A 24135-nucleotide genomic window follows, 5' to 3' on the forward strand; every position below is an offset into this window, starting at 1 on the left:
TCAATTAACATCTTAGATATTTTGTTTAACTTTGTTTCTGTTTTTTTCTTGGCATAAAAATTCCTCCTGGTTAGTTTTTCTTTACCCTAATCAGGAGGTTTCTATACACAAAACTTTACACAGTCTCGCACTTTATCTTATGAATTTACAGAAGCTTTCTCTTTTTTATCTTCTGTCTTTTTTTCTTTTTTGTTGGCGAAATTTATCTTTCCTTCTTTTACCGTTAGGTTTATTACCATATCTTTGGAAAGTTTGTTATCAAGGATTTCTTCTGCTAGGTTGTTGTCGATTTCTCTTGTTATATGGCGTTCAAGTGGTCTTGCCCCATATTCTTTTGAGAATCCTCCCTCAGAAAGATAGTCTACTACTCTCTTGTTATAGTTTATCTCAATACCAAGTTTTTCAAGTCTTTCTTTGCTTTCATCTAACATTATTCTTGTGATTTCCTTGATAGCTTCTTTATCAAGAGAGTTGAACATAATGATATCATCAAGTCTATTTATAAATTCTGGTGCAAAGGTATCTTTTATAGCCTTTTCTATAATTTCTTTGTTATCTTCTTTTTGTTTTTCTTCTTCATCACCTGTTCCAAATCCTATAGTTTGTTTTTGGTTTAGGCTTGATACTCCTACATTACTTGTCATGATTATGATGGTATTCTTGAAGTCTACTGTTCTTCCTTGACCGTCTGTTAGTCTTCCATCATCAAGTATTTGTAAAAGAAGGTTAAAGATATCAGGATGGGCCTTTTCGATTTCGTCAAATAGTATTACTGAGTAAGGTCTTTTTCTTACAGCTTCTGTAAGTTGTCCACCTTCTTCATATCCTACATATCCTGGAGGAGATCCAACTAGTCTTGAGACTGCGAATTTCTCCATGTACTCACTCATGTCCATTCTTATTAGATTTTCGCTATCTCCAAATAAGTTTTTGGCTAAAGATTTGGCAAGGTAGGTTTTACCTACTCCAGTTGGTCCTACAAAGATAAATGATCCTATAGGTTTGTTTGGATCTTTAAGGCCAACTCTTGCTCTTTTTATAGCGTGAGATACTTCATCAATTGCCTTATCTTGACCTATGACTTCTTTTTTAAGATCGACATCTAGGTCTCTGTACCTTTCCTTTTCATCTTCTGTAAGTTTTGTTATAGGAACTTTAGACCAGTCCGAAACTATTTTTGCTACTTCATCAAATCCTATAGCAAGGTCTAGGTTTTTGTTTTCTTCTTCTTTTTCAAGATTTTCTCTTGTTTCATTTATCCTATCCCTAAGATTTGCTGCTCTTTCGAAATCTTGATTATTTATAGCCTCTTCTTTTTGAGCAATTAAATCATCTAGAATATCTTTTTTAGACTTATCATCTTTATTATTTTTGTAATTTAGGATTCTTTGTTTTGAACAAGCCTCATCTATTACATCTATGGCCTTATCTGGTAAGAACCTATCTTGGATATATCTTTTGGATAAGTCTACTGCTGCCTTAATTGCTTCATCTTTGATTTCCACCTTATGGTGAGCTTCATACTTATCCTTAAGTCCTTTTATTATCTCAATTGTATCTTCTGTAGATGGCTCTTCCACGTATACTGGCTGCATTCTTCTTGTTAGAGCTTGATCTTTTTCAACATGTTTTCTATACTCATCTATAGTTGTAGCACCTATTATTTGAATATCTCCCTTGGCAAGGATTGGTTTTAGGATATTTGCTGCATCCATACTTCCTTCTGCAGCTCCCGCTCCAAGAACCATATGAAACTCATCTATAAATAATATTACATCTTTTCTTTTTTCAAGTTCTTCAAATAGTTTTTTAAGCCTTCCCTCGAAGTCTCCCCTATACTTTGTTCCTGCAATCATTGATGCAAGGTCAAGAGATACTATTGTTTTATCCTCCATTATGGCTGGAACTTTTTCGATTACAATCCTTTGAGCCAAACCTTCTACTATGGCAGTTTTACCTACTCCTGGATCTCCTATGAGGATAGGATTATTTTTGGTCCTTCTCATAAGAATTTGGATAAGTCTTTCAATTTCTTTATCTCTTCCTATGACTGGATCTATTCTTCTATCTCTAGCCAAATCATTTAAGTTTTTGGCGAATTTTTCTATATTTTCTCCAAGTTCTTTGGATTTAAAACTTGTCTTTTCATCTTCTTTTTGTAATTTTATTAAATTATCCCTTATAGTCTTTTTATCAAGACCTGATAACATAAACATAAGGTTGGTAAATGAATCATCATCATTTAAGATAGCAAGTAGGACGTCTTCTTCGCTTGCCCCTATCTTTTTTCTCTTTTGGGCAAAATTCCTTGCCATGTCAAGGATTTTCTTAACTTGGTTGGAGTATTCCTTGGCAGGTCTTACTGCAGAACCCTTTCCTATGTTATTTATAACAATTGACCTTAAAAGCTCATAGTTTGCACCAGCTTCTTCTAGTGCCTTGGTTGCTATAGAGCCTGTTTTCATAAGGGCCAAAAGCAGATGTTCAGTGCCTATATAATCATGGCTTAGAGAATAAGATTCTCTTCTAGCCTGACCTGTTAGTCTATTTAACTTATTATTTTCCATTATTACTGCTCCTTTATATATGAGTTTAAAAACTCATATCTTTCACTGTCTCTGTTACCCTTGTACTTATTCTTTGTAAGATTGAATATTAAATAGTCTATCTCAACATCACTAAGACCTGTATTAAAGCCTAAGATATTGTATTTTTTTAAATCATATAAGACTTCTAGCATATCTGTAAGTGACTTTAAATTTTCACTTTTTAGGTTTTCTTTTAAAATCTTTACCCTATCTTTTATATCATCATCAACTAGCCCATTTATAATAAGGTAGTCTCTCCTAAATCTTCTTTCATTTCTTACAAGAGTATCTACAATCTCTTCTATTTTTTCAAGTTGGGATTTTATATCTTTTCTATAATTACCATAGTTTTTTAATAAGTAGATATCTTTGTTGTATTTTTTGAAATAGTATGGGAGAAATCTTGTAAAGTATATGCCATCATGAGCAAGATTTGATTTAAGGGCAAGGTAGGATTGAGAGTTGTCTATTAAAGCAAATAAAAACATCTTAAGTTTAAGCTCTATTCCATTTCCTGTATTTCTTGCAAAACTTGTAAGATAACCATATTTTGCAGAAAAAGCAAAGTCAAATTTCTTATCTAAGAATTTTTCCACACTTGATAATATGTCGAAAGAGCTCTTTAAATCAAGACCAAAGTTTGATGCATTTATAGAAATATGATCTGTATCATTTATAACTATAATATAGTCATCTTTGAAGACTAGACCTATTATTGCCTGCTTATTTTTACAATCTTCTGATAAAACACCCGAATTTATAAGTTTATTTAGGGTATTTTCGTCTACCTCTTCTAAAAGAATGAGTTCATCCTCGTAGATTTCTTTAAACTTTTCTATAATTAAAAGAGAATCTTCTTCTGATAGACTAATAGGAAAATTATATCCTTCAATATTTCTTTTCAAAGATAAGTTACTTTCAAGTATTATATCTTTATAATAATCTATCAATTTCTCACCTTCATATTTAATTCATCTATTTTTTCCTTAAGATCCTGAGCTTTCTCAAAATCTTCGGATTCAACTGACTTTTGTAACTCTTCTTGTAAATCCCTTATTTCTATAGCAATCTTTCTAAAATTTCTATGTTTATTAGGATAATCTCCCTCATATGTTTGAAAGTTATTTATTTGCTTTAAGAGTGTGTCAGTATTATTAGAATCTATTTCATAACAATATTCACAACCGAATATACCTGATTTAATATTTGCCTCACTATTTCCACATTTTGGACAATGTTCTTGCTTAAGTGAAGTAAAATAGTCAAAGCTATAGTTGTTCTTATTATATTTGTACTCATAATATGAATTTATTATCTCATCCAGTGATGGGATAAGTTTATCCATTAATGATCTTAAATCGAAATTATTGATATTTATTTCCTTAAAACCATCTATTTCATCCAATGGCTCTTTGGAAAGTTTATTTACGCAATCACTACATAAATGAAAGTTATGTTCTCTACCATTTACTATGGCCTTTACCGTAACTTCAGCCTCATTATCACATCTATCACACTTCATACTTAACTCCTTATCAAAAAACTTAGTAGGATATTTTTTACTATATCATGTCTTACCAAATTTCTTTTTTTCTTTTCAACATTTATCAAGGATTTATCTAAGATAGCATACACTGCTATGCCAAGCTCCTTTTCATTCATATATCCTTTATTGAAAAGTTCCTTAAAAAAGCTCTTAGCTCTTTCTTCTGTAAGTTCTTTATCTAAATTTTTAATAATATATTTTATATAATCATCTTCATCTTCTACAATAGTTATAATTCTTATAAAGCCATTACCACCACGTTTACTTTCTATAATATAACCATTATATGGGGTAAACCTTGTTGAAAGCACATAGTTAATTTGACTAGGTGAACATTCAAATCTTGTTGCAAGGTCATTTCTACCTATCTCCAAAGATCCATCTGTGGTATTTTCTAAAAGAGCCTTTAAGAATCTTTCTATATCAGATGTTAGTCCTGCCATAAATTCCTCTTTTTCTTTGACTTTCTCTGACCTTTCTCCTAATAAATAAAGATTCATCTTAAGAATCTTATATTTATTGTACACTAAAATAGTCTACATTCAAGCTAATCATCACGTCTATTTCCAAATAAAAGCCAAAGTCTAAGAAATTGTAGAGCTGTTGAAAGTGTTGCAGCAACATATGTTAAGGCTGCAGCTTTTAGCATATCTTTTGCAAAATCATTTTCTTCTCCCACAAGCATTCCTGATTTTTCAAGGACATTTAAGGCTCTTTTTGATGCATCAAATTCTACTGGAAGTGTTATAAGTTGAAATATTAATACAAAAGAAAACAGAAATATTCCAATTGTAATAAGATTTGCTATTGATAAAAATACTCCTAGTAAAATTAAGGGGATTGATAATTTTGACCCTATGTTTACTGCAGGAACTATATATGATTTTAACCTTAAAGGGATATAACCTTCCTTATATTGAATAACATGACCACACTCATGGGCTGCTACTGCAACTGAGGCTATAGATATATCAGTTAAAGATGTATCAGATAGAGCTATTTCCTTACTTACTGGGTTAAAGTAATCAGAAAGTGCGCCTCCTGTCTTTTTTATAGATATATCATCATAGCTATAAGTATCAAGTATATACCTTGCACAATCTAATCCTCTTATATTCTTTTTTGTCTTAATCCTTTTGTACTTATCGAACTTTTTTTGAATATTTGCTTGAGCAAGCATAGATATAAGAAGTCCAATAAGAACCAAGATATAGGTTCTATCAAAATAAAATGGCATTTTCTTTCCTTTCTTTTTCTTAAATATACTTATACTTATATCATATTTCAAATAAATTAGGTAAATAAAAAGACCCTTAAGGGCCTTTTTATAATATAGAAAAGAATAAGTTAGTCCTAGTTTTCTATAGGGAAAACTATAAGGAATTAATAATGAAAAACCTAGCTATTTACTAGCTAATTATATTATATCATGATTTTTGAAAAATGCAAACTTTTTTTTACTTTTATTTTCTTATTTAAATTTCAACATTTCAAATCATTTTATTCGTTTTCCTAAGTTTATATTTTTTATTTATATCTATCTGCAGCCTTTTGAAGTTTGTCAGCACTATCACTATCTCCTATAAGAACTAAGGTATCATCCTCTTTTATTCTCCAATCTGCTTCAGGATTTATTATTAAATCTCCATCCCTTTTATAAGCTATAACCATCATTTTATATTTATCTCTAAAGTTTATCTCTTTTAAACTTTTTCCAATAAGTTCATCATATGCCTTTAGCTCAATCATAGAATAATCATCAGAAAAGTGGAAAAATTGTAAGAAATTTGATCCTGCTATACTTCTTGCAAGTTTTTCTCCCATGTCTATTTCCGGAAAAATTATCTGATCCGCTCCAATCTTTGTTAAGATTCTTGCATGGTTTTTACTTGTAGCCTTGGCTATAATCCTATCTACATTGTGGTCTTTTGCAAAAAGGGTAGCAGAAATTGACGCCTCAATACTCTCCCCACTTGCTATTACTGCAATATCAAAGTTTCCTATTCCTAACTCTTCTAGTGCCTTATCATTTAAAAGATCACATTGAACTGCACTTGTTACCTTATCACTCATATTTTGAACTATATCATAATTTTTATCTACAGCCATAACTTCAATTCCTGCTTGGTAAAGTTTTTCAGCTACTGTTACTCCAAACTTACCAAGACCTAATACTATTACACTTTTTGCCATAATATCTCCTAACCTATACTAATATTTGCTTCTGGGTATCTTATATATTTTGTCTTTGATTTAAGCCCAAATGAATAGGCCATAGTTATTGGACCAATTCTTCCAAGATACATACTTAAAGTAAGTAAAATCTTTCCTATACTTGTTAGATGTCCAGTAATTCCCCTACTTGCCCCTACTGTAGCAAAGGCTGATGTAACCTCATACGATATATCTATTACAGAAAAATTTTCCGTAATAGATAGCAAGAATATAACTATAAATATAAGTCCTATGTATACCATTATAATGGCTAAGGCCTTTCTTATAGTTTTTGGATCTATATGTTTATTAAATACTACAACCTCATCTTCATTTTTAATAATAGAAATAGTTGAAAGAATCAAAACCCCAAAGGTTGTAGTCTTAATTCCACCTGCTGTCGAACCAGGAGAGCCTCCTATTGCCATAAGTATTATCAAGAATAAAGCCGATGCATCCTTTATTTTATCATGTTTAACTGAATAAAAACCTGCTGTTCTTGCGGAAATTGATTGGAAGGTCGATTGGACTAAAGAATTTAAAAATCCTTCATTATAAACTACTCCACCAGGTTGATTTTCTATAAAGAAAAATACCAAACTTCCAACTACTATAAGACTCAAACTTACTATTAAAACAAGCTTAGCATGGACTGATAGTTTTTTTAAGGATTTCTTTTTTAAAATCTCAGCTGTAACCATAAAACCAAGACCCCCTATAACTATTAGAGCCATTATGGTAAAGTTTATAACTAGGTCATTTCTAAAAGGATACATAGAATCTCCAGTCAAGTCAAATCCTGCGTTACAAAAGGCTGATATGGAGTGAAATATAGCATACCAAATCCCTCTTAGTCTTCCATAAATTGGAATAAATCTTGTAGCAAGAATCATAGCTCCTATTCCCTCTACTATAAAGGTAAAGGTTAATACATATTTAAATAGCTTCATAATACCTTTGAGAGTATCTATATTTAATTGTTCCTTTAAAATCTTTCTTGACTTAAGACCTATTTTTTTTCTTAAAATTAAAGAAAAAAGAGTTGCCAAAGTCATTACCCCAAGTCCACCTATTTGGATAAGGAGTATAATAACGATGTGTCCATAAGTATTCCAATGCTCAAATGTATTTACAGTAGTAAGACCTGTAACACAAGAGGCAGATGCAGCAACAAAGATAGAGTCAACTAAGGGTGTTGGCTTTCCACTTTTTGTAAAAATAGGTAGGGATAGGATAAAACCACCTATTAAAATTAAAACCATGAAACCTATAGTAAGGTAAAGGGGTGGATTGGAACTTATTTTGTATGATAATTTTTCCATATGAGTTTTATTTTTTTGCATAATATCTTCTTTCTCCAACTTAAATCATCCAAAATTTAAGGCCCTGTGATTTATTATATCAAAGGGCATATACTTACTTAATTTTACACCCTAAAAAAAAATTGTCAAAACTTTTACTTTATTGCTGATTTTCCTAAATTTATAAATTTTTCTAAAGTACAAAAAATAAATTATAGTATATAATAAAAATAAAATAAAAAAGGATGTTTAAATGAAAAAATACTATTTTAAGGAAAAATTTTTTAAAATTACAGATAAGTACCCTGTCCTTGATGAAAATGGCAAGGAAGTTTTTTTCTTTGACCAAGATTTTAAACTTATAGGCTATAGTGCAAAACTTAAGGATTCAGATGGAAAAGTTTTATTTACTATAAGTAAAAAGATATGGTCATTTTTGCAAAAATATTTCGTAGATTTTAATGATGGAAGTCATATGGAAATCGACCAAAAACTTTCATTTTTAAAAAGAAAGGTCGATATAGACTATGAAGGTATAAAACTTCATTTAAAAGGTTCTATAATAGACCACGACTTCGAAATATATCGTGAAAATGAGATAGTTGCTGATATGAATAAGAAGTTTTTTGCCCTTACAGACCAATATGAGCTTACCGTTTATAGGGAAGACTTAAGCCTTATCCTAATTGCGATTTGTCTTTGTATAAATGAAATGAAAAATAGGGATGATGAAGCTGCTGATGCTGCTTGTTCTACTTGTTAAAATACTTTGATTTTTCTATTTTTTGATATATAATTATTATAACAAAAGGGAGTAGCTAAATTATTCAATCGTCATTACGGTTTATCCCGGTTGAATAAACCATTTGGTAGCAAGACTTTTGGCAAATAAGCCAAAAGTCTTTTCTTTTTTGAAAAATTTTAGGAGGTATAAATGGACTATTTAGGTCAAAAAAAAGAAATCGTATCAAAATATGATTCTGACGCGGCACGTGGTTTAAATAATGATTTAGCCCAAAAAAGACTAGAAGAAAATGGCCCAAATAAAATCGAATCTAAGGCTAAGAAGTCTTTAGCTAAAAAAATTGCCGAACAAATTTTAGACCCTATGGTAATCTTACTTATAGTTGCATCTGTAGTATCAGCTTTTACAGGAGATAAGGTTGAAGCTATTATAATTATCGCAATTGTAGTTATTAATGCCATAATGTCTATTCTACAAGAAGGTAAGGCAGAAGATTCTGTAGAAGCTTTGCAAAAAATGTCTTCACCTGAGGCAAGCGTAATTCGTGATGGAAAAAAACAAAAGCTAAAGGCAGAAAATCTTGTAGTAGGTGATATAGTTGTAATTGAAACTGGAGATATAGTTCCAGCTGATATGAGACTTTTAGAATCATCAAATTTACAGATAGATGAATCATCTCTAACAGGAGAATCAGTAGCTGCAGAAAAAGATAGCGAAGTAGTATATGAAAGTGAAGTAGGTATAGGTGATAGGGAAAATTTTGCCTTTTCATCAACTATAGTAACCTATGGTCATGGCAAGGGTATTATAACCCAAACAGGTTCTGATACTGAAATGGGTAAGATTGCTTCAAGTCTTGAAAAAGTAGAGGATAAGGACACACCTTTACAAAAACAATTAAATAAGCTTTCAAAGCTTTTAGCAATACTTGTTATTATTGTGTGTATTATTGTATTTATAGTAGGATATTTTAGAACAGGTGACACCTTACTTGAAAACTTGATGATTGCAGTATCTCTAGCAGTTGCAGCTATTCCAGAAGGACTTACTGCAGTTGTAACTATAGTTTTATCTATAGGAATGAATAGGATGGCTGAAAGAAAGGCTATAGTAAAATCCCTTGTTTCTGTAGAAACACTTGGAGCAACTACTGCAATTTGTTCAGATAAGACTGGTACTCTCACACAAAATGAGATGACTATAACAAAGATTTGGACAAACGAAAATGAATATGAAGTAGAAGGTAGCGGTTATACTCCAAAAGGGGATATAAAACTTGATGATAAAAAGATAGAAGATGATGAACAAATCAAGCTTCTGATGACAATATCAACTCTTTGTAATGATGCAGACCTTACTCGTGAAGGCGAACAGTACAAAATTATAGGAGACCCTACAGAAGGTGCTATGCTTACTTTTTCAGAAAAATGGAGCATAATCCAAGAAGAAATGGAAGAAAAATTTCCAAGACTTAAAGAAATCCCTTTTGATTCTACTAGAAAAATGATGACAACTTTCCATAATGTAGATGAAAAATACAGGGCCATGACCAAAGGTGCTCCTGATATTATTATAGAAAATTCATCAAAGATTCTATTGAATGGAGAAATCGTAGACTTTACTGAGGACTTGAAAAATAAAGCTATTGAAGAAAATAAGAGTCTTGCAAAACAAGCTCTTCGTGTAATGGCTTACTCATTTAGAGACTTTGAATCTATAAAAGACAAAGAACTTACAAGCGAAAATATCGAAAGAGAGATGGTATTTGTAGGTCTTACAGGAATGATAGACCCTCCAAGACCTGAGGCAAAACAAGCAGTAGCTGAATGTCGCTCATCAGGAATAGATGTTATAATGATTACAGGAGACTATCTTGAAACAGCTTTTGCTATAGCTAGAGATTTAGGAATTGCCGATTCTAAGGATCAAGCTATAGAAGGTAAAGAACTTAACAATATGTCTGATGATGAGATTAGAGAAATTGCTAGAGAAAAAAGAGTATTTGCCAGAGTTTCTCCACAAAATAAGGTACAACTTGTAAATGCCCTTCAAGAAAATGGCGAAATAGTAGCTATGACAGGAGACGGGGTAAATGATGCTCCAGCGATTAAAAATGCTGATATCGGTATATCAATGGGTATAACAGGAACAGATGTTGCCAAAGATACTGCAAATATGATTCTAGTAGATGATAACTTTGCAACTATTGTAAATGCAGTAGAAGAAGGAAGAATAATCTTCTCAAATATTAGAAAGTTTGTATCATTCCTACTTTCATGTAATATAGCAGAAGTTTTAATTGTATTTTTATCTATTCTATTTGGTCTACCTTCCCCACTTACACCTATCCAACTATTATGGCTAAACCTAGTAACAGATGCTTTTCCTGCACTAGCCCTAGGAGTTGAACCAGGAGAAAAAGACATAATGGAAAGACAACCAAGAGATCCAGAAGAGCAAATTATATCAGGTGCATTAAAAAACTCACTTATAGTTCAATCACTTGCTATAACATTGTCTGTTTTACTTGCTTATGTTATAGGACTTAAATATATCTTTCCTGGAAATATAGAAGGAGCCCATACCATGGTATTTGCTACTCTTATAACAAGTGAGCTTTTAAGATCTTTTTCAGTAAGAAGTACAAAATATACATTAAAAGAATTAGGATTTGCTACAAACAAACAACTAATCAAGGCAACTATATTCTCCTTTGGTCTACTTTTGATAGTAATGTATATTGAACCTTTGAGAAAGCTATTCGAGCTTGAATTTATAACTTGGCAATGGCTAATAATTCTTGCACTCGCCTTTATACCACTTATAATAGGTGAAGTTCACAAGATAAATGCTAGGAAAAATAAGTAAAATACTATAACTTTTGTTGGATTACAAAATATACTCACTAAAGTTATAAAGATTTTCAAACAAAAAACAAGAGTTAAGTAAACCAACGCTTGTTTGATACTTGATTTATTAAATTTTTATATTAGGATGCATAAAATCGATATTCAATCGTGGTCATGCATCCTAATTTTTTAAAGATTTCTTAGTTTTAATATTAATGTAATATATATCTTAATTTTGATTTTTCTAATGATTCAAACTTTTTTTCTGTAGAATATTCCGATTTTATATTTCGAAAATACTTTTATTAGAATTAGAATATACAATTTCTTTGGGATTTTACAACTTAAAAACAATTCCCAAAACAGCTCCTATGGCAATGATTATAATGGGGTGGATTTTTTTATACTTTCTTAATACTATAAGAAAACATACAAATATTATAATTTGTAAAATTTGAAATAAGTCTAAGAATTTTCCCGATTTTTCATACAAAGCCACATTAAATAAAGATAAGATCATAACATTAAGCATAGCTCCCAAGATTAATCCTGCTGTAGCTGGCCTTATTGTTTCAAACATATTTTTTATTATTAATGAATTTTTAAAGCTTTCAAGCCCTTTAGATATGATTAAAATTATAATAATGGCAGGTGCTATAAGTGAAAGTGATGCAAGAATAGCTCCAGTGATTCCATAAACCTTGTAGCCTGCAAAACTTGCCACATTTATCCCTATTGCTCCGGGAGTTGACTCTGATACAGCTATCATATTTAAAAGCTCTTCTTGGGAAAACCAGTTATATTTTTCACTCATCTCTTGTAAGAAGGGAAAAGTTGCCATTCCACCACCTATGGCAAAAAGCCCTGCTTTAAAAAACTCCCACATTAGTCTAAGCATATCTTCCTCCTAAGATAATCCCTAAAACTCCAACACTTATAACTATTATTATAGGAGAGATAGAAAAAACTCCTATGCTTATAAAGGTAAGAAAAAATATAAGGTATTTAAGCTTTCTATCGCAAGTTTTTTTCACCATATTAATTACAGTATTTAAAACAAGGGCAGATACCGCTATCCTAATTCCTGCAAAGGCATGGTTTATGACAGCTAAATGAGCAAATTTTTCTAAAAAATTTGCTATAATAATAATTATTATTATAGAAGGACTAACAAAACCTAAGGATGCAATTATTCCTCCAAGCTTTCCAGCCTTTTTGTAACCACAAAAAGTCGATGTATTTACAGCTATAATACCTGGTGTAGTCTGACCTATAGCATAGTAGTCAAGCATCTCATCTTCTGTAATCCAGCCCTTTTTATCTACAAGCTCCCTTTGTAACAAAGGCAACATTGCATATCCTCCTCCAAAAGTAAAGATTCCTATCTTAAAAAATGTTTTATAAAGGTCTAATAATATCTTCATATATCCTCCTATCTTTATTATAGCACAAGAGCATTCATAGCTAAATTCTTGAAATTAAGCCCTTGATGAGGTATATTAGTTTTTGTATTCAAAATTTCTAAAATTTATGAAAGGATATTTATGGATTTACGATTATCTGATAATTACTTAAATTATCTGAGTGAAATTAAAGATTTATATATAGAGGCCTTCCCGAAGGAAGAAAGAAAGCCATTAAAACAAATTATAAAGGTATGTGAAAATAATCAAGGTAGGATTATTCCTATAATTTTAAACGATGATTTCGTTGGAATGTTTATAACCCTCGACTCAGACAAAGATGATACCCTACTTATAGATTACTTTGCTATAAAAGACGGGTATAGGGGATTAAAGATAGGTTCAAGGTCTATTGATTTATTAAATAAACAAGAAAATAAGACTATAATAATCGAAATAGAAGCTTGTACAGATGGAGCAAATAACATAGTTCAAAGGCAAAAAAGAAAGAATTTTTATAAAAATTTAGGATTTAGGCAAACTGATATTACAGTATCTTGGTTTGGAGTAGACCTTGAGCTTATGAGTCTCAATAAGACTATAAGTTTTAATAATTATATTAGACTATTGAAGTCGATTTTCCCGGCAAATTATGTAGACTCAAATATAAAACTTGCCTAAGTTTTGTATAATTATTTTAAAATATGGACATACAAATAAAAGATTTTGGGAATCTTTGTTTATGAGTAAGAATACTAAGAATTCTTTCATGATTTGGGTTATAATATAATAATTCTTGTCAAGCTTTTATAGAAAATAAGGAGATTTGATGAAAAAATTACTATTTGATTGCGATGGAACAATTCTTGATTCCATGCATATATGGATTAAACCTATAAATTCTCTTTTAGATAAATATAATTATAAAATTACAAAAGAAGAAAAAGGTGAGATAGAGTCCATGAACTTTATAGATACAATGAAATGGCTTAATATTAATGTTTGTACTGATAAGAGTGAAGATGAAGTTATAGAATACTTCTACCACACAATAGAAGATGGCTATAAAAACAACTTAATGCCAAAAGAAAAAACTGTAACCTACCTTAAAAGACTCAAAAAACTTGGTTATGATATGTGTATTTGTTCGTCAACTGACTATAAGCATTTGAAAAATGCCCTAGAAAGACTTGATATAATAGAGCTTTTTGACTTCATCCATACACCAGATAAGTCTGGCTTTAAAAAAAGTGAGAGTGAGTATTGGCAATATGCCCTAGATAAGTATAAAATAGGTCCAAGTGATGCCGTTTTATTTGATGATGCCTTATATGCAGTTAAGTCTGCTGGAAAAGTTGGTATAAAGACAGTTGGAGTAAAAGACTTCCCTTATAATGAAAATGAATGGGAAGATATAAAGAAAATTTCTGATATATTTGTAGATAATATAGCAGAAGTAAACGAAGAAAAAATTGAAAATCTATAAAAGCAAAAGACCTTGTCAATTCTCGCAAGGTTCTTTTTAGTGCATAAAGGGACGTTCAGTATTTGCACTTATACATTATTAAATTAATTTGTTTTATATCCTATTTCTAGATATTTTTAGTTTTCTGCTTATTTCAACTTTAGTAAATCCCATCTCTCTTAATTTTTTAGAAAGCTTAATCTTCTCATTACTATCCAATTTATTTTTCAATTTATCCATTATGTATTTTTTTGCTATACTTGTATCTTCTTTTGTATCTAATTGCAACGAAAATATTCTTTCACAATGAAATTTTAAAAATTCATTTTCATTTTTAAAATTATCTTTTATTAACCTTATAAAACACTTTGAAATATTATCTTTATTCTCTATAAAAAAGTCATTATATGATGAAAATTTATAATCTTTAGGACTTTTTGCAATATAGGCAAATACTGGATTATTATGAATATATCTAGTGCACTCAAATAATTGTCTCTCTGATTTTATAGGAGATGATTTGAATCTATTTTGAAAAAGATGTCCGTTTCTATCTTCGATATTATTATAAAGTATAGAATACCTTATATTTATACTTTTCATGATATTGCTAAGTATTTCTGTATTATCAACTCTAACCAAAAAATGAGTATGATTGTCCATTATAGCATAAGCCAAAATATCCCAATCATATTTTTCATCAAAATAATACCTTATTATCTGATTTTTATAAAAATCACTATAAAAAATATTTTCTTTGTTTATTCCCTTAGTCATAATATGAAAGTAATTATAATTTTGGATAGATCTAGCTAGTCTAGGCATAAAAACTCCTTTAATTTTTTATATTTATACCCATTGTTTTTATAGTGCACAAAATGAACGTCCCTAAATGCACTAATCTTTAATGTAGACTATATTCTTTTTTATTTTCTTTCTTAATAAGTACAAAGATATTATCCCTTTTAGAATTGATGATATTGTCATCGAAAACCAAATTCCCATCACTCCCATAAAAGGAATAAAAGCAAATGATAAAGGAATTCTAATCGCATTTAATACTACCGAAATAAAAGCCGGTGTCCTCGTATCTGAAAGTCCTTGAAATATTCCCGTAGAACCAATCTCTAAAGCTTGCATAAATTGACTTGCTGAAAGTATAGCCAAGTATTGAGCTCCAAGAGCTATAGTATCCATATCATCTGGTATAAATATCTTAAATAAGTAGTTTCTAAATATAAATAAAATCAAAGTCGCAATAAATCCTATTATTCCAACAAGTCTAAGACCTTCCTTAACAGACTTTTTTACCCTCTTTATAAGTCTTGCCCCGTAGTTTTGAGCTATAAGAGACTGTATGACTACCTGACATCCCTCAGTTGTTTTCCAAGATATTGATTCAAGCTGACTTCCTATAGAATATACAGCCACTGGCTTTGGACCAAAGTTTGCCATCAATTTATTAAGTACAATTGTTATAAGTGCATGGATTCCACTAATCAGAGCAACTGGAAGACCTAAGATAAATATTCTTTTTTGCCATATTCTAGAAAAAGTGAAATTTTTTAGGCTATCAGCTACTATCCCTTCTTTTTTTATCATAACAAATATAAATGTAATAAATACACAAGCTTGTCCAGTAACTGTCGCAAGGGCAGCTCCTTTTATCCCAATAGCAGGTATAGGACCTAGACCAAAGATAAAAATAGGATCCAGTACTATATTTAAGACAAGACCTAATGTATTTATCTTAAAAGGTGTTATTGATTCTCCAATCGAATAAAAAGATTGGGAAAATATAGGATTAAGAAATACAAAGAAATATCCAAGCGATGTAATAGTAATATAATTATCAGCAAGAGTTGATACCTCACTTCCAAGATTATAAAATCCTATAAATACTCTTTTAAATATAAGTATAAGTATTATATATATTATTGAAATAAAAGCTCCCTGTATATAGGAGTTTTTAAGGATTAAAGATGTAAGTTCTATATCTTTTCTTCCATAAGCTTGAGATGCATAAACTCCTCCTCCTATTTTTGAAATAAGTCCTAAGGCTTCTGCAATCCATGCTAAAAAGTATGAAACTCCAACAGCAGCGACAGCTCCTGATCCAAGTCTTCCAATCCATATCATATCAACTAAGGTATAGGCTATTTGAACAAAGGCCGTAAGGGTTAGGGGGATTGATAATTTTATCAGGGATTTTCTAATATTTTCTTTTGTAAGATCTATATCTCTTCTTTTCTCCATAGCCTATCCTTTCTTTTTATTTAACTTTAGATATTTTATCAAAATATCATACTTTTTCCAAGCTTTTTAAAGAATTTCATCAAAAACAGACTAATTTTTACTTGAATTTAACAATATTGTTATTATGCAATTTAAAAGACCCTTATTAAGGACCAAAAATCCTCCCTCCTATGAATGTTGTTAGTGGAAAAGCCAAAATTTGTACTATATTTAAAAGCAAAAATACTAAGTCCTTTCTTTTTATAGAAAATATAGAACCTATTATTCCAAGTAAAGGATTTCCATATATAGTTAGAAAACCCACAGCTCTAAGAGGACCTAATATAAATTCGAAATTATCATAAGGAATTAAAATAGCTATAGTTAAGAATATAAACCCTAAGAAGAAACATATTTTTGAGCATTTCTTCTCATCATACCCCTTATTTATATATAAGTTTGTAATCCGTTAGATATTAATCCCCTTTCTTATCAAACATCAATCTTTTTATTTAAATAATGATTCAAAATTTGCTATTACTATAATTATAAAAGCTATAAGTAAAATCCAAGCAAATATTTTACTTAGATTAGATTCAAAGTCTTTTTCTATAAATATTTTATCAATTATCCCAAATATAAGCATAGTAGAAAACATTATAGTTATACCACTTGTGTTAAAATCCTTAAAAAATGAAATAAGCATCAAGAATGTGTAGGAAAGACTTACTCCTATATTTTGAAATCCTAATTGTCTAACTTTTGTATCTTTCATATTACTTCCTTATATATTAATAAACAAGCTATTTAATCATATTTTTCTCAGGTAAATACTTCCAATATTTCTTTGGCATATTAGAAATCATAAGCTTTTTATTTACTCTTTCTTTAATAGCTATTGTATCATAAAAGCCAATCCATAAGGATTTGAAAAACTTCTCCCTATCACTTTCTTCAATATCTAAATCTAGAATATCAACAACTTCTACGTTACCATATATGGATATAAAGGCCCTTCTCCTATTCTTATCATATATTATAAACTTTTCTTTTGGCATTCTTTTTAAAAAATGCCTTGATAAATCTTCCAAAACATTATTATGAGATTCATATTCCGCAAAAAGATATTCTTCTTGAATCTCCCTAAATCTTAAAAGTCCTTTCAAATCATGGGTCTCAGATTCATAATTTTTAAGCATCTTGTTAAAAGCTATTCCATATTTGTTGCTAGAATTTATAATCATAAGACCTTTTATATATGCAAGTTTAATAAGTCTTGCAATAATAGTATCTTTATTTTTATAATCCGTTTTAAATGCTATTTTTATCTTAAAGAAAAACTCATTTGAAAGATTCTTCTTTATAGAATCTTCGACTTTCTTAGATTTTTCAACCTTGGTCTCAACTTTTTTTATTTTAAGAAAGGAAATCTGCTTACATTCGATTTCTATCTTTATTTTAAATAAGTCACTATAATAATCAAAAATAACCGTCAGATATCCATCAAAAGAACCATCATATACAATAATATCCATAAATCACCCAAAAAAAGAAAGCTGTTCAAAGGAGCTAGAATCACTCATCCTATTCTTCAAATCACTTTTATCTTTAAATCTCGCTCCCATATATTTTCCATCTACCATTATAAAATTCCTAGCCCTTTTTACTGAAATATTTAGATCCTTTAGGTTCTCATACTTAAGCTTTCTATACTTTCTTGCATTAATAATTTTTCTTGCAGAAACTCTCCCTATACCTGGAATCTTCATAAGGGTATAGTAACTTGCCTTATTAATCTCAACTGGAAATTTCTCTATATTATTAATAGCCCAACTAGTCTTAGGATCAATTCTTAAATCAAAATTATTATTTTTTTCATTAAGTAAGTCATTTGCCTTAAATCCATAAAATCTCAAAAGCCAATCAGCTTGATAAAGTCTATGTTCTCTTAAAAGAGGAGCTTTTTTGACATCTTTTGTAAACTCACTTTTAACAACAGGGACAAAGGCTGAATAAAACACTCTCTTAAGCTCATAGTCCTTGTATAAATTTTCTGACCTTTTCATAATATCAAAATCACTTTCCTTAGCTGCCCCTATAATCATCTGAGTAGTTTGGCCTGCTGGAAGAAAATTGGGAGTGTGCCTATATAATTGTATTTCATTTTTTCTTTGGACTATTTTCTCCTTGGCAAAGCCCATAGATGACTCAATAGCCTTTATGGACTTTTGAGGAGCTAGGATTTTTAAAGATTCTTCTGTGGGAAGTTCTACATTTATACTCATCCTATCGACTAAAAGTCCCATTTTTTTAACTAAATCAGGACTTGAGCCAGGGATTGCTTTCATGTGGATATAGCCGTTGTAGAAATATTTATTTCTTAGAATATCTGCAACTTCAATTAGCATCTCCATGGTATAGTCTGGGTTTTTGACAATTCCAGATGATAAAAATAAACCCTCTATATAATTTCTCCTATAAAAGTTTATAGTTAAGTCAGCCACCTCTCTTGGAGTAAATTCTACCCTTTTTATGTCATTAGATGACCTATTTATACAATACTCGCAGTTATAGATACACTTATTTGTATATAAGATTTTAAGAAGAGAAATACACCTTCCATCTTCACTCCAAGAGTGACAAATACCAGATACATGCCCATTACCAAGACCTTTGGATGTATTTTTCCTATTTGAACCAGACGATGAACAAGAAACATCATACTTGGCTGCATCAGTTAATATTTTAAGTTTTTCTAAAGTATCCATAGCCCCTCCCTCTATAAGACTCTTACTGTCTTATAATTATATAAGAAAGGAGGATTTTTGCAAGTAATTTCTAATATAACTTCTATATATTTCAAGTTATTATTTTAGTTATCTCTTTACTTTAAGAGAATCTTACTTTTCAAATTTCTTTTTATTTATTGGAAAAATAATAATCTATTTGTACTATCAAATTTTTTCAATATGAAAGTTAAATAAGATTAATATATCTATATAATTTCCTTACAATATAAAGAATAATCTATACTAGTGTAAGGATTATTTTTTTGATATGTCAAACTTATTTGACATCTATAAGATTTTCTTGTATTATAGCAGTGTAAAAGATGTTTGACATAAAGGAGGTTATTATGTTATTTACTGTATTTTTATTTATATTATTTTTATCGGTAGTTTTAGTTTCTATAAGCCTATTTACTATCTATAAGCTAGGCGATGAAAGAGATGATAAAATAAAGGATAAGGCTTCTAGATATACTCTTACTATTTTTATGGCATATCTTGTAATAAATATAGTTTCAAATTGGATAAGTATAAAAATCGGAAATGAAATAGGTAAATCTAATCATTTTATTGATCTTGTAATACTTTCAGTTTTATTTTTAGTTAATGTTGTGAAATTCAGGAGAAAATATTCTTAATGAAAAATAATATAAAGGAATTAAGAACGAAATTAAAACTATCTCAAAAAGACCTTGCCAATATGTGTAAGGTCTCAAGACAAACTATAAACGCCATTGAAAATGATAAGTATTCACCGTCATTAGAGCTTGCCTTTGACCTTGCCAAAGTTTTAAATACTAGCGTAGATGAACTTTTTATTCCTTAAAAATAAGCACAAAAAAATCGACCTTAGTTTTTTTACACTTACAAGGTCGATTTATTTTCTCCTACCAGCACAGAGTTCTGATTTTGGTTCTATCACTCTTTTGTCCTTTCTGTAAACTTGCGTTTACTCTATTTTTTATTTTTCTTTTCATATATTTACATATCTATATGTCTATATACACTCATATTTTTTTATCTTTAATTTATCTAATACCTATGTGAACTAACCACTCCTTTACCATATATTTTATTTTTTTCTTTTACCTATATAGTTAAAACTTGCTAGCTTCTTATTTCAAATCTTAGAAAAATGTCAGATGACCTTACCTTTACATTATCTTCCACCACTTTTTCTATTCACTTATTTGAAATCCTCCCTTAGCCAAGTTTTGTAACCAGTATTTTTTAAATACTGTGCCGGTAGGATAGAGATTTTATTTTCTCTTATTTATAATATACCCCTTGAAAACGATATTAAACATTTTTTTAAAAATTTTTTTAATTTTTTTATTTTTTATACTTGACTAATTTAGTCTGGATTGTATAATCACTCTTGTAATATAAATGACGTAAAAAAGAAGAGAACATAAGAGAGTTTTATTACAGAGAAGTCTTTTAAGCTGAGATAGACTATAAAATATTTATGTTTATGCATCTTTGAGTCTTACTGACGAAAGTAAGTAGTCGGTAACAGGTGCGCCTGTTATAGCGCTAGAGGTTAATTGACCTCGATGAGGTTTTTTATTTTTTATGCTTAACTTATATTAGTTAAGAAAAACAAAGTAAAAAGCGAATAAAGGTGGAAACACGGTAACTCGTCCTTTTGTGGGGCGGGATTTTTTTTTACTCATTTTTATTATCTTATAAGTGAAAGAAAATAAAATAATTCTTAGTAAGTAAAAACTTTAAACTTGGTAGAAATAAGAAAAAGCAAGTGAATATTTTTCTTTTAGAAAATTTATAAAAATTACTTATCAAAATTTTCCAACAAGTGGTGTGAGCATAGAAACTTATTAATAAAATAATTAAAATATAGGCCATAATATTATAATATCCAGACCATAATTTATTCCTACCATTTCATAATAGTAAAATTAAGCTAAGATTAGATAATATAGGAAAGAATAACTTAACTTTAATACAATTATGTTAATTAGCTTAGCCATACTTTTGGAAAATTTTCTAAAAATAATAGGATAATTTAGGCAGAAATCATGTTTTTATATTATTTTATATCTAAGTTAGTCATTCATTGATATAGGATATTTCAAAGCCTTCAATTTATTTCTTATTTAAAATAATTAACCTACCAAGATAAGATTAAAACTTCTACCTATCAAATTTTGTAAAAGGTGGAATAGATAGTGTAGTTTTTGATTTATTAAAATATTCTAGCTATGCTACCAACTTTTATTTGCCATTTAATTACTTTTAATACTTTCACTTTTAAACTAAAAAATAAAGGAGTTTATATGAAATTTTTAGTACTTTTTATAGGCTTTATACTTTTTTATGGCCTAAGCTTTATGAAAAAAAAGGGGATTTCCTTTGGAATTAGAGTGATTTCTGGAGCAATTTTAGGTATTATTCTTGGATTTTTATTTAAGGATAGTACAGAATATATAGGAGTTTTTGGTAGGATTTATGCAAATTTATTATTTGCCCTAGTAATACCAATTCTTCTAGCATCAGTAATTAAAATAGTAATTTCAACAGAAAACCTGGCAAATCTAAGGTCTATGGGACTTAAAACTATTGGTGTGTTAAGTCTTCACAATGTTCTAGGCTCCCTTATAGGTGTAGTTTTAGCAGTATTATTTAAGATAGGAAAAAATGCAAATATTCCAATAGAAACTTCAAACGAAGTTAAGGAAGTACCAGGCTTTGCTGATGCTTTCGTAAACTTTTTTCCAAAAAATATAGTAGCTGATGCTTCAAAAGGATCAGTTATTCCAATAATAGTATTTGCAGTTCTTATAGGTCTAAGTGTTCTTCAACTTATAGAAAGAGGAAAAGATAAAGAAGTTAAGCCGTTTGTAGACTTTATAGAGTCATTTTCTGAAATAATCTTTAGGCTTATTGGATTTGTAACAGATTTTACACCATATGCTGTTTTATCACTTCTTGCAAGCTCTATAGGAAGAATTGACTATAGTGCAGTAAAACCACTATTATTTATCCTAATTTTAACCTATATAGCCTCCGTATTTCATTCTTATATAACAACAGGAGCTATGATTGGAATTATTGGAAAACTTAACCCATTTAAGTTTTTTAAGAAAAATTGGCCAGTCCAAGCAATTGGATTTACAACTCAATCATCAGTAGGATCAATTGGGGCAAATATTGAAAATCTAACTAAAAATATGGGAGTAAGTGAAAAGGTTGCATCCTTTGTAGCTCCTATGGGAGCCACCATGGGTATGCCTGGATGTGCTGGATTTTGGCCTGTAATGAGTGCACTATTAACTGTAAATGTTCTAGGAATAAACTATTCTATATCAGATTATATTATGCTAGTTTTTGTAGCCTTATTAGTGTCATTGGGAACTGTAGGTGTTCCTGGAACTGCAACAATTACAACAACAGCAGTATTTGCAGCTATGGGACTTCCTATAGAAATGGTTGTTATCCTTTCGCCTATATCATCCTTAGCAGATATGGGAAGAACTGCAACAAATGTTACAGCAGCAGCCTCATCTGCCCTTATAGTTGCATCAAGTGAAAATGAGATAGATAGATCTATATATAATAATTAGACCACTAAAAAAGTGATGTAGAGAATGAATTTATCATTCCTATCATCACTTTTTTAAAATTAAAAATATAATTCAATGACTAACTTATATCCATATTTAAAAATTTAAGATTTGCTTTTTACACTTTAAGCTATCCTATTATATAACTACTATGATATAATCAAACAATATAATTGAAAATATCAATAAGTTTTTCTAATCGATTTTTAATAATTCCAAGAAAAATCTTTACTTCTTTTAAATACTATTTTAAATAATAAATATCCTAAAACAAATAATATTGAAGATAATACAAATAATACTATTAAATTTACATATATCTTTTCCCCTTTAATTATTTTAGGTATAATTATAAAACAATAACTTATAGGATTAGTATAAAGTATAAACTCAGGTAATTTTATAATACTACCTGATAAAAATAATATAATATATGATATTATAACTTCAAAAGATGCTATTTTAGTATATATTAAAGTAAGAGCAGACATTACAAATGATAGTCCAAAAATACCTATACTTTCCAATAGCAAAGTATATATTATTGATAAGTTTAAAATCAAATCATTAAAAATAAAAAGCTTAAGTATAATAGACATAAGTATAATTTTTACAAGATTTATTAAATACCATATAAAAACTTTAGCAAGTGCAATTTGAAATATATTATATGGTTTAATCATTAAATTTTGTAATGTTCCTAATTGTTTTTCTGTAGATATACACATCACAGATTCAGATATTATTCCACTTACTAATACCCATGATATATATAAGAGAAATAAGATATATTTAGATCATTTCCTACTTTAAGAATTATAAATAATATTAACAATTCGACTATAATACCTACTATATAATCTGGATAATAAAATTTTATTTCTTCTTTTATCTTGTTAAATTCAGACTTAAGTAATTTCATTTAATTTCTCCATTACAATATCTTCTAATTGAATCTCTTTCCTATTCCTATTAATTTCAATTAAATTTTCTAATTTTATCTTTTTTATAATTGGTATTATATCTCCAGTAACTTCTTTAGTTGCAATTTTTGAATTTTCTCTATATTTTATAATAAATTTGTTATGATAATTACCTATATTAAATTTTTCAATTTTTACTGACTTTAATAAAATAACTCTTCCATTATTTATTTTTATGGTAAAGATAGACTAAAACTAGATTTATATAAATATCCTATCTATTACTCTAATACTAGTATTTCTATTTATTTTACTTTTTATTTTACTTTTAAAAACAAAAAAAGACCAGCCTTAGCTGATCTAATTGTTTGGCAACTTCCTAATCTCCCGGGAGGTCTCCCTCCGAGTACCATCGGCGTTAGAAGGCTTAACTTCTGTGTTCGGTATGGATACAGGTGTATCCCTTCTGCTTTTGTCACCATATTTTCTTTAC

Annotated in this window: 24 protein-coding genes and 1 rRNA gene; 8 read left to right on the forward strand and 17 right to left on the reverse strand. The window is 29.3% G+C overall.

Annotated elements, in window-relative coordinates:
- Positions 1-137 precede the first annotated feature (137 nt).
- From FYJ26_RS10340 to FYJ26_RS10370, 7 genes are all read right to left on the reverse strand, one after another.
- Positions 138-2567 carry an ATP-dependent Clp protease ATP-binding subunit gene (locus tag FYJ26_RS10340; protein WP_154542116.1) on the reverse strand — a complete coding sequence of 810 codons (2430 nt, stop codon included), beginning with the start codon at positions 2565-2567 and terminating at the stop codon, positions 138-140.
- Positions 2568-2569: 2 nt separating this feature from the next.
- Positions 2570-3538: an ATP--guanido phosphotransferase gene (locus FYJ26_RS10345; protein ID WP_154542118.1), complete on the reverse strand. Its 969-nt coding sequence runs from the start codon at positions 3536-3538 to the stop codon at positions 2570-2572.
- Positions 3535-4110, reverse strand: coding sequence for a UvrB/UvrC motif-containing protein (locus FYJ26_RS10350; protein WP_154542120.1), 576 nt, complete (start codon positions 4108-4110; stop codon positions 3535-3537). Before FYJ26_RS10350 ends, FYJ26_RS10345 begins: the two co-directional genes overlap by 4 nt.
- Positions 4111-4112: 2 nt before the next feature.
- Entirely contained in the window at positions 4113-4634 is a 522-nt protein-coding gene (locus tag FYJ26_RS10355) for a CtsR family transcriptional regulator (RefSeq protein ID WP_229771262.1), read from the reverse strand.
- 47 nt (positions 4635-4681) lie between these two features.
- The gene (locus FYJ26_RS10360; protein WP_154542122.1) at positions 4682-5371 is read right to left on the reverse strand and encodes a zinc metallopeptidase; all 690 of its coding nucleotides are present in this window, start codon (positions 5369-5371) and stop codon (positions 4682-4684) included.
- 290 nt (positions 5372-5661) lie between these two features.
- Positions 5662-6327: a potassium channel family protein gene (locus FYJ26_RS10365; protein ID WP_154542124.1), complete on the reverse strand. Its 666-nt coding sequence runs from the start codon at positions 6325-6327 to the stop codon at positions 5662-5664.
- 8 nt (positions 6328-6335) lie between these two features.
- Positions 6336-7670, reverse strand: coding sequence for a TrkH family potassium uptake protein (locus FYJ26_RS10370; protein WP_229771263.1), 1335 nt, complete (start codon positions 7668-7670; stop codon positions 6336-6338).
- A gap of 232 nt (positions 7671-7902) precedes the next feature.
- Between FYJ26_RS10370 and FYJ26_RS10375 the strand changes: the two genes are divergently transcribed.
- Both FYJ26_RS10375 and FYJ26_RS10380 read left to right on the forward strand, forming a co-directional pair.
- A complete protein-coding gene (locus tag FYJ26_RS10375) occupies positions 7903-8412 on the forward strand; it encodes an LURP-one-related/scramblase family protein (RefSeq protein ID WP_154542128.1) in 510 nt (169 codons plus the stop codon).
- Positions 8413-8583: 171 nt separating this feature from the next.
- On the forward strand, positions 8584-11262 hold the full coding sequence (locus tag FYJ26_RS10380; protein ID WP_154542130.1) for a cation-translocating P-type ATPase: 2679 nt from the start codon (positions 8584-8586) through the stop codon (positions 11260-11262).
- A 318-nt stretch (positions 11263-11580) separates the two neighbouring features.
- Here FYJ26_RS10380 and FYJ26_RS10385 read toward each other — a convergent pair whose 3' ends face one another.
- Positions 11581-12141 (reverse strand): chromate transporter, encoded by a 561-nt coding sequence (locus FYJ26_RS10385; RefSeq protein ID WP_154542132.1) that lies wholly within the window; start codon positions 12139-12141, stop codon positions 11581-11583.
- Entirely contained in the window at positions 12134-12667 is a 534-nt protein-coding gene (locus FYJ26_RS10390) for a chromate transporter (protein ID WP_154542134.1), read from the reverse strand. Before FYJ26_RS10390 ends, FYJ26_RS10385 begins: the two co-directional genes overlap by 8 nt.
- Before the next feature lie 120 nt (positions 12668-12787).
- Here FYJ26_RS10390 and FYJ26_RS10395 point away from each other — a divergent pair, with 120 nt between their 5' ends.
- Positions 12788-13327 carry a GNAT family N-acetyltransferase gene (locus FYJ26_RS10395; RefSeq protein ID WP_154542136.1) on the forward strand — a complete coding sequence of 180 codons (540 nt, stop codon included), beginning with the start codon at positions 12788-12790 and terminating at the stop codon, positions 13325-13327.
- A 148-nt stretch (positions 13328-13475) separates the two neighbouring features.
- On the forward strand, positions 13476-14132 hold the full coding sequence (locus tag FYJ26_RS10400) for an HAD family hydrolase (protein ID WP_154542138.1): 657 nt from the start codon (positions 13476-13478) through the stop codon (positions 14130-14132).
- A 93-nt stretch (positions 14133-14225) separates the two neighbouring features.
- Here the strand turns inward: FYJ26_RS10400 and FYJ26_RS10405 are convergent, their stop codons facing one another.
- Together FYJ26_RS10405 and FYJ26_RS10410 are read right to left on the reverse strand one after the other, a co-directional pair.
- Complete coding sequence (locus FYJ26_RS10405; protein WP_154542140.1) at positions 14226-14936, reverse strand: transposase; 711 nt, start codon at positions 14934-14936, stop codon at positions 14226-14228.
- A 72-nt stretch (positions 14937-15008) separates the two neighbouring features.
- A complete protein-coding gene (locus FYJ26_RS10410; protein ID WP_154542142.1) occupies positions 15009-16367 on the reverse strand; it encodes an MATE family efflux transporter in 1359 nt (452 codons plus the stop codon).
- Between the two features lie 170 nt (positions 16368-16537).
- On the opposite strand from FYJ26_RS10410, the gene FYJ26_RS10880 reads away from it, so the two are divergent.
- Entirely contained in the window at positions 16538-16711 is a 174-nt protein-coding gene (locus tag FYJ26_RS10880; protein ID WP_195837863.1) for a hypothetical protein, read from the forward strand.
- A 143-nt stretch (positions 16712-16854) separates the two neighbouring features.
- On the opposite strand, the gene FYJ26_RS10885 is transcribed toward FYJ26_RS10880, so the two are convergent.
- Genes FYJ26_RS10885 through FYJ26_RS10425 form a run of 3 tightly spaced genes read right to left on the reverse strand, consistent with a single transcriptional unit; the run spans position 16855 to position 19114 of the window.
- The gene (locus FYJ26_RS10885) at positions 16855-17121 is read right to left on the reverse strand and encodes an ion transporter (protein WP_176270036.1); all 267 of its coding nucleotides are present in this window, start codon (positions 17119-17121) and stop codon (positions 16855-16857) included.
- Between the two features lie 28 nt (positions 17122-17149).
- Positions 17150-17881 (reverse strand): TIGR03915 family putative DNA repair protein, encoded by a 732-nt coding sequence (locus tag FYJ26_RS10420; RefSeq protein ID WP_154542144.1) that lies wholly within the window; start codon positions 17879-17881, stop codon positions 17150-17152.
- Between the two features lie 3 nt (positions 17882-17884).
- Positions 17885-19114, reverse strand: coding sequence for a putative DNA modification/repair radical SAM protein (locus FYJ26_RS10425; protein ID WP_154542146.1), 1230 nt, complete (start codon positions 19112-19114; stop codon positions 17885-17887).
- A 368-nt stretch (positions 19115-19482) separates the two neighbouring features.
- Here FYJ26_RS10425 and FYJ26_RS10430 point away from each other — a divergent pair, with 368 nt between their 5' ends.
- The 3 genes from FYJ26_RS10430 to FYJ26_RS10440 all read left to right on the forward strand — a co-directional run bounded on the left by FYJ26_RS10430 (position 19483) and on the right by FYJ26_RS10440 (position 22719).
- The gene (locus FYJ26_RS10430; protein ID WP_176270035.1) at positions 19483-19773 is read left to right on the forward strand and encodes a DUF2178 domain-containing protein; all 291 of its coding nucleotides are present in this window, start codon (positions 19483-19485) and stop codon (positions 19771-19773) included.
- Positions 19773-19961: a helix-turn-helix transcriptional regulator gene (locus FYJ26_RS10435; RefSeq protein ID WP_154542149.1), complete on the forward strand. Its 189-nt coding sequence runs from the start codon at positions 19773-19775 to the stop codon at positions 19959-19961. The genes FYJ26_RS10430 and FYJ26_RS10435 overlap by 1 nt, the downstream gene beginning before the upstream one ends.
- 1471 nt (positions 19962-21432) lie before the next feature.
- Entirely contained in the window at positions 21433-22719 is a 1287-nt protein-coding gene (locus FYJ26_RS10440) for a dicarboxylate/amino acid:cation symporter (RefSeq protein WP_154542150.1), read from the forward strand.
- Between the two features lie 206 nt (positions 22720-22925).
- On the opposite strand, the gene FYJ26_RS10890 is transcribed toward FYJ26_RS10440, so the two are convergent.
- The 3 genes from FYJ26_RS10890 to rrf all read right to left on the reverse strand — a co-directional run bounded on the left by FYJ26_RS10890 (position 22926) and on the right by rrf (position 24125).
- Complete coding sequence (locus tag FYJ26_RS10890) at positions 22926-23447, reverse strand: ABC transporter (RefSeq protein ID WP_195837864.1); 522 nt, start codon at positions 23445-23447, stop codon at positions 22926-22928.
- Positions 23448-23473: 26 nt separating this feature from the next.
- Positions 23474-23641, reverse strand: a complete 168-nt coding sequence (locus tag FYJ26_RS10445; RefSeq protein ID WP_154542151.1) for a hypothetical protein — start codon at positions 23639-23641, stop codon at positions 23474-23476.
- Between the two features lie 367 nt (positions 23642-24008).
- A 5S ribosomal RNA gene (gene rrf / locus FYJ26_RS10450) occupies positions 24009-24125 on the reverse strand.
- Positions 24126-24135 lie beyond the last annotated feature (10 nt).

The sequence above is a fragment of the Anaerococcus porci genome, from assembly GCF_009696575.1.
GTDB lineage: Bacteria > Bacillota > Clostridia > Tissierellales > Peptoniphilaceae > Anaerococcus > Anaerococcus porci.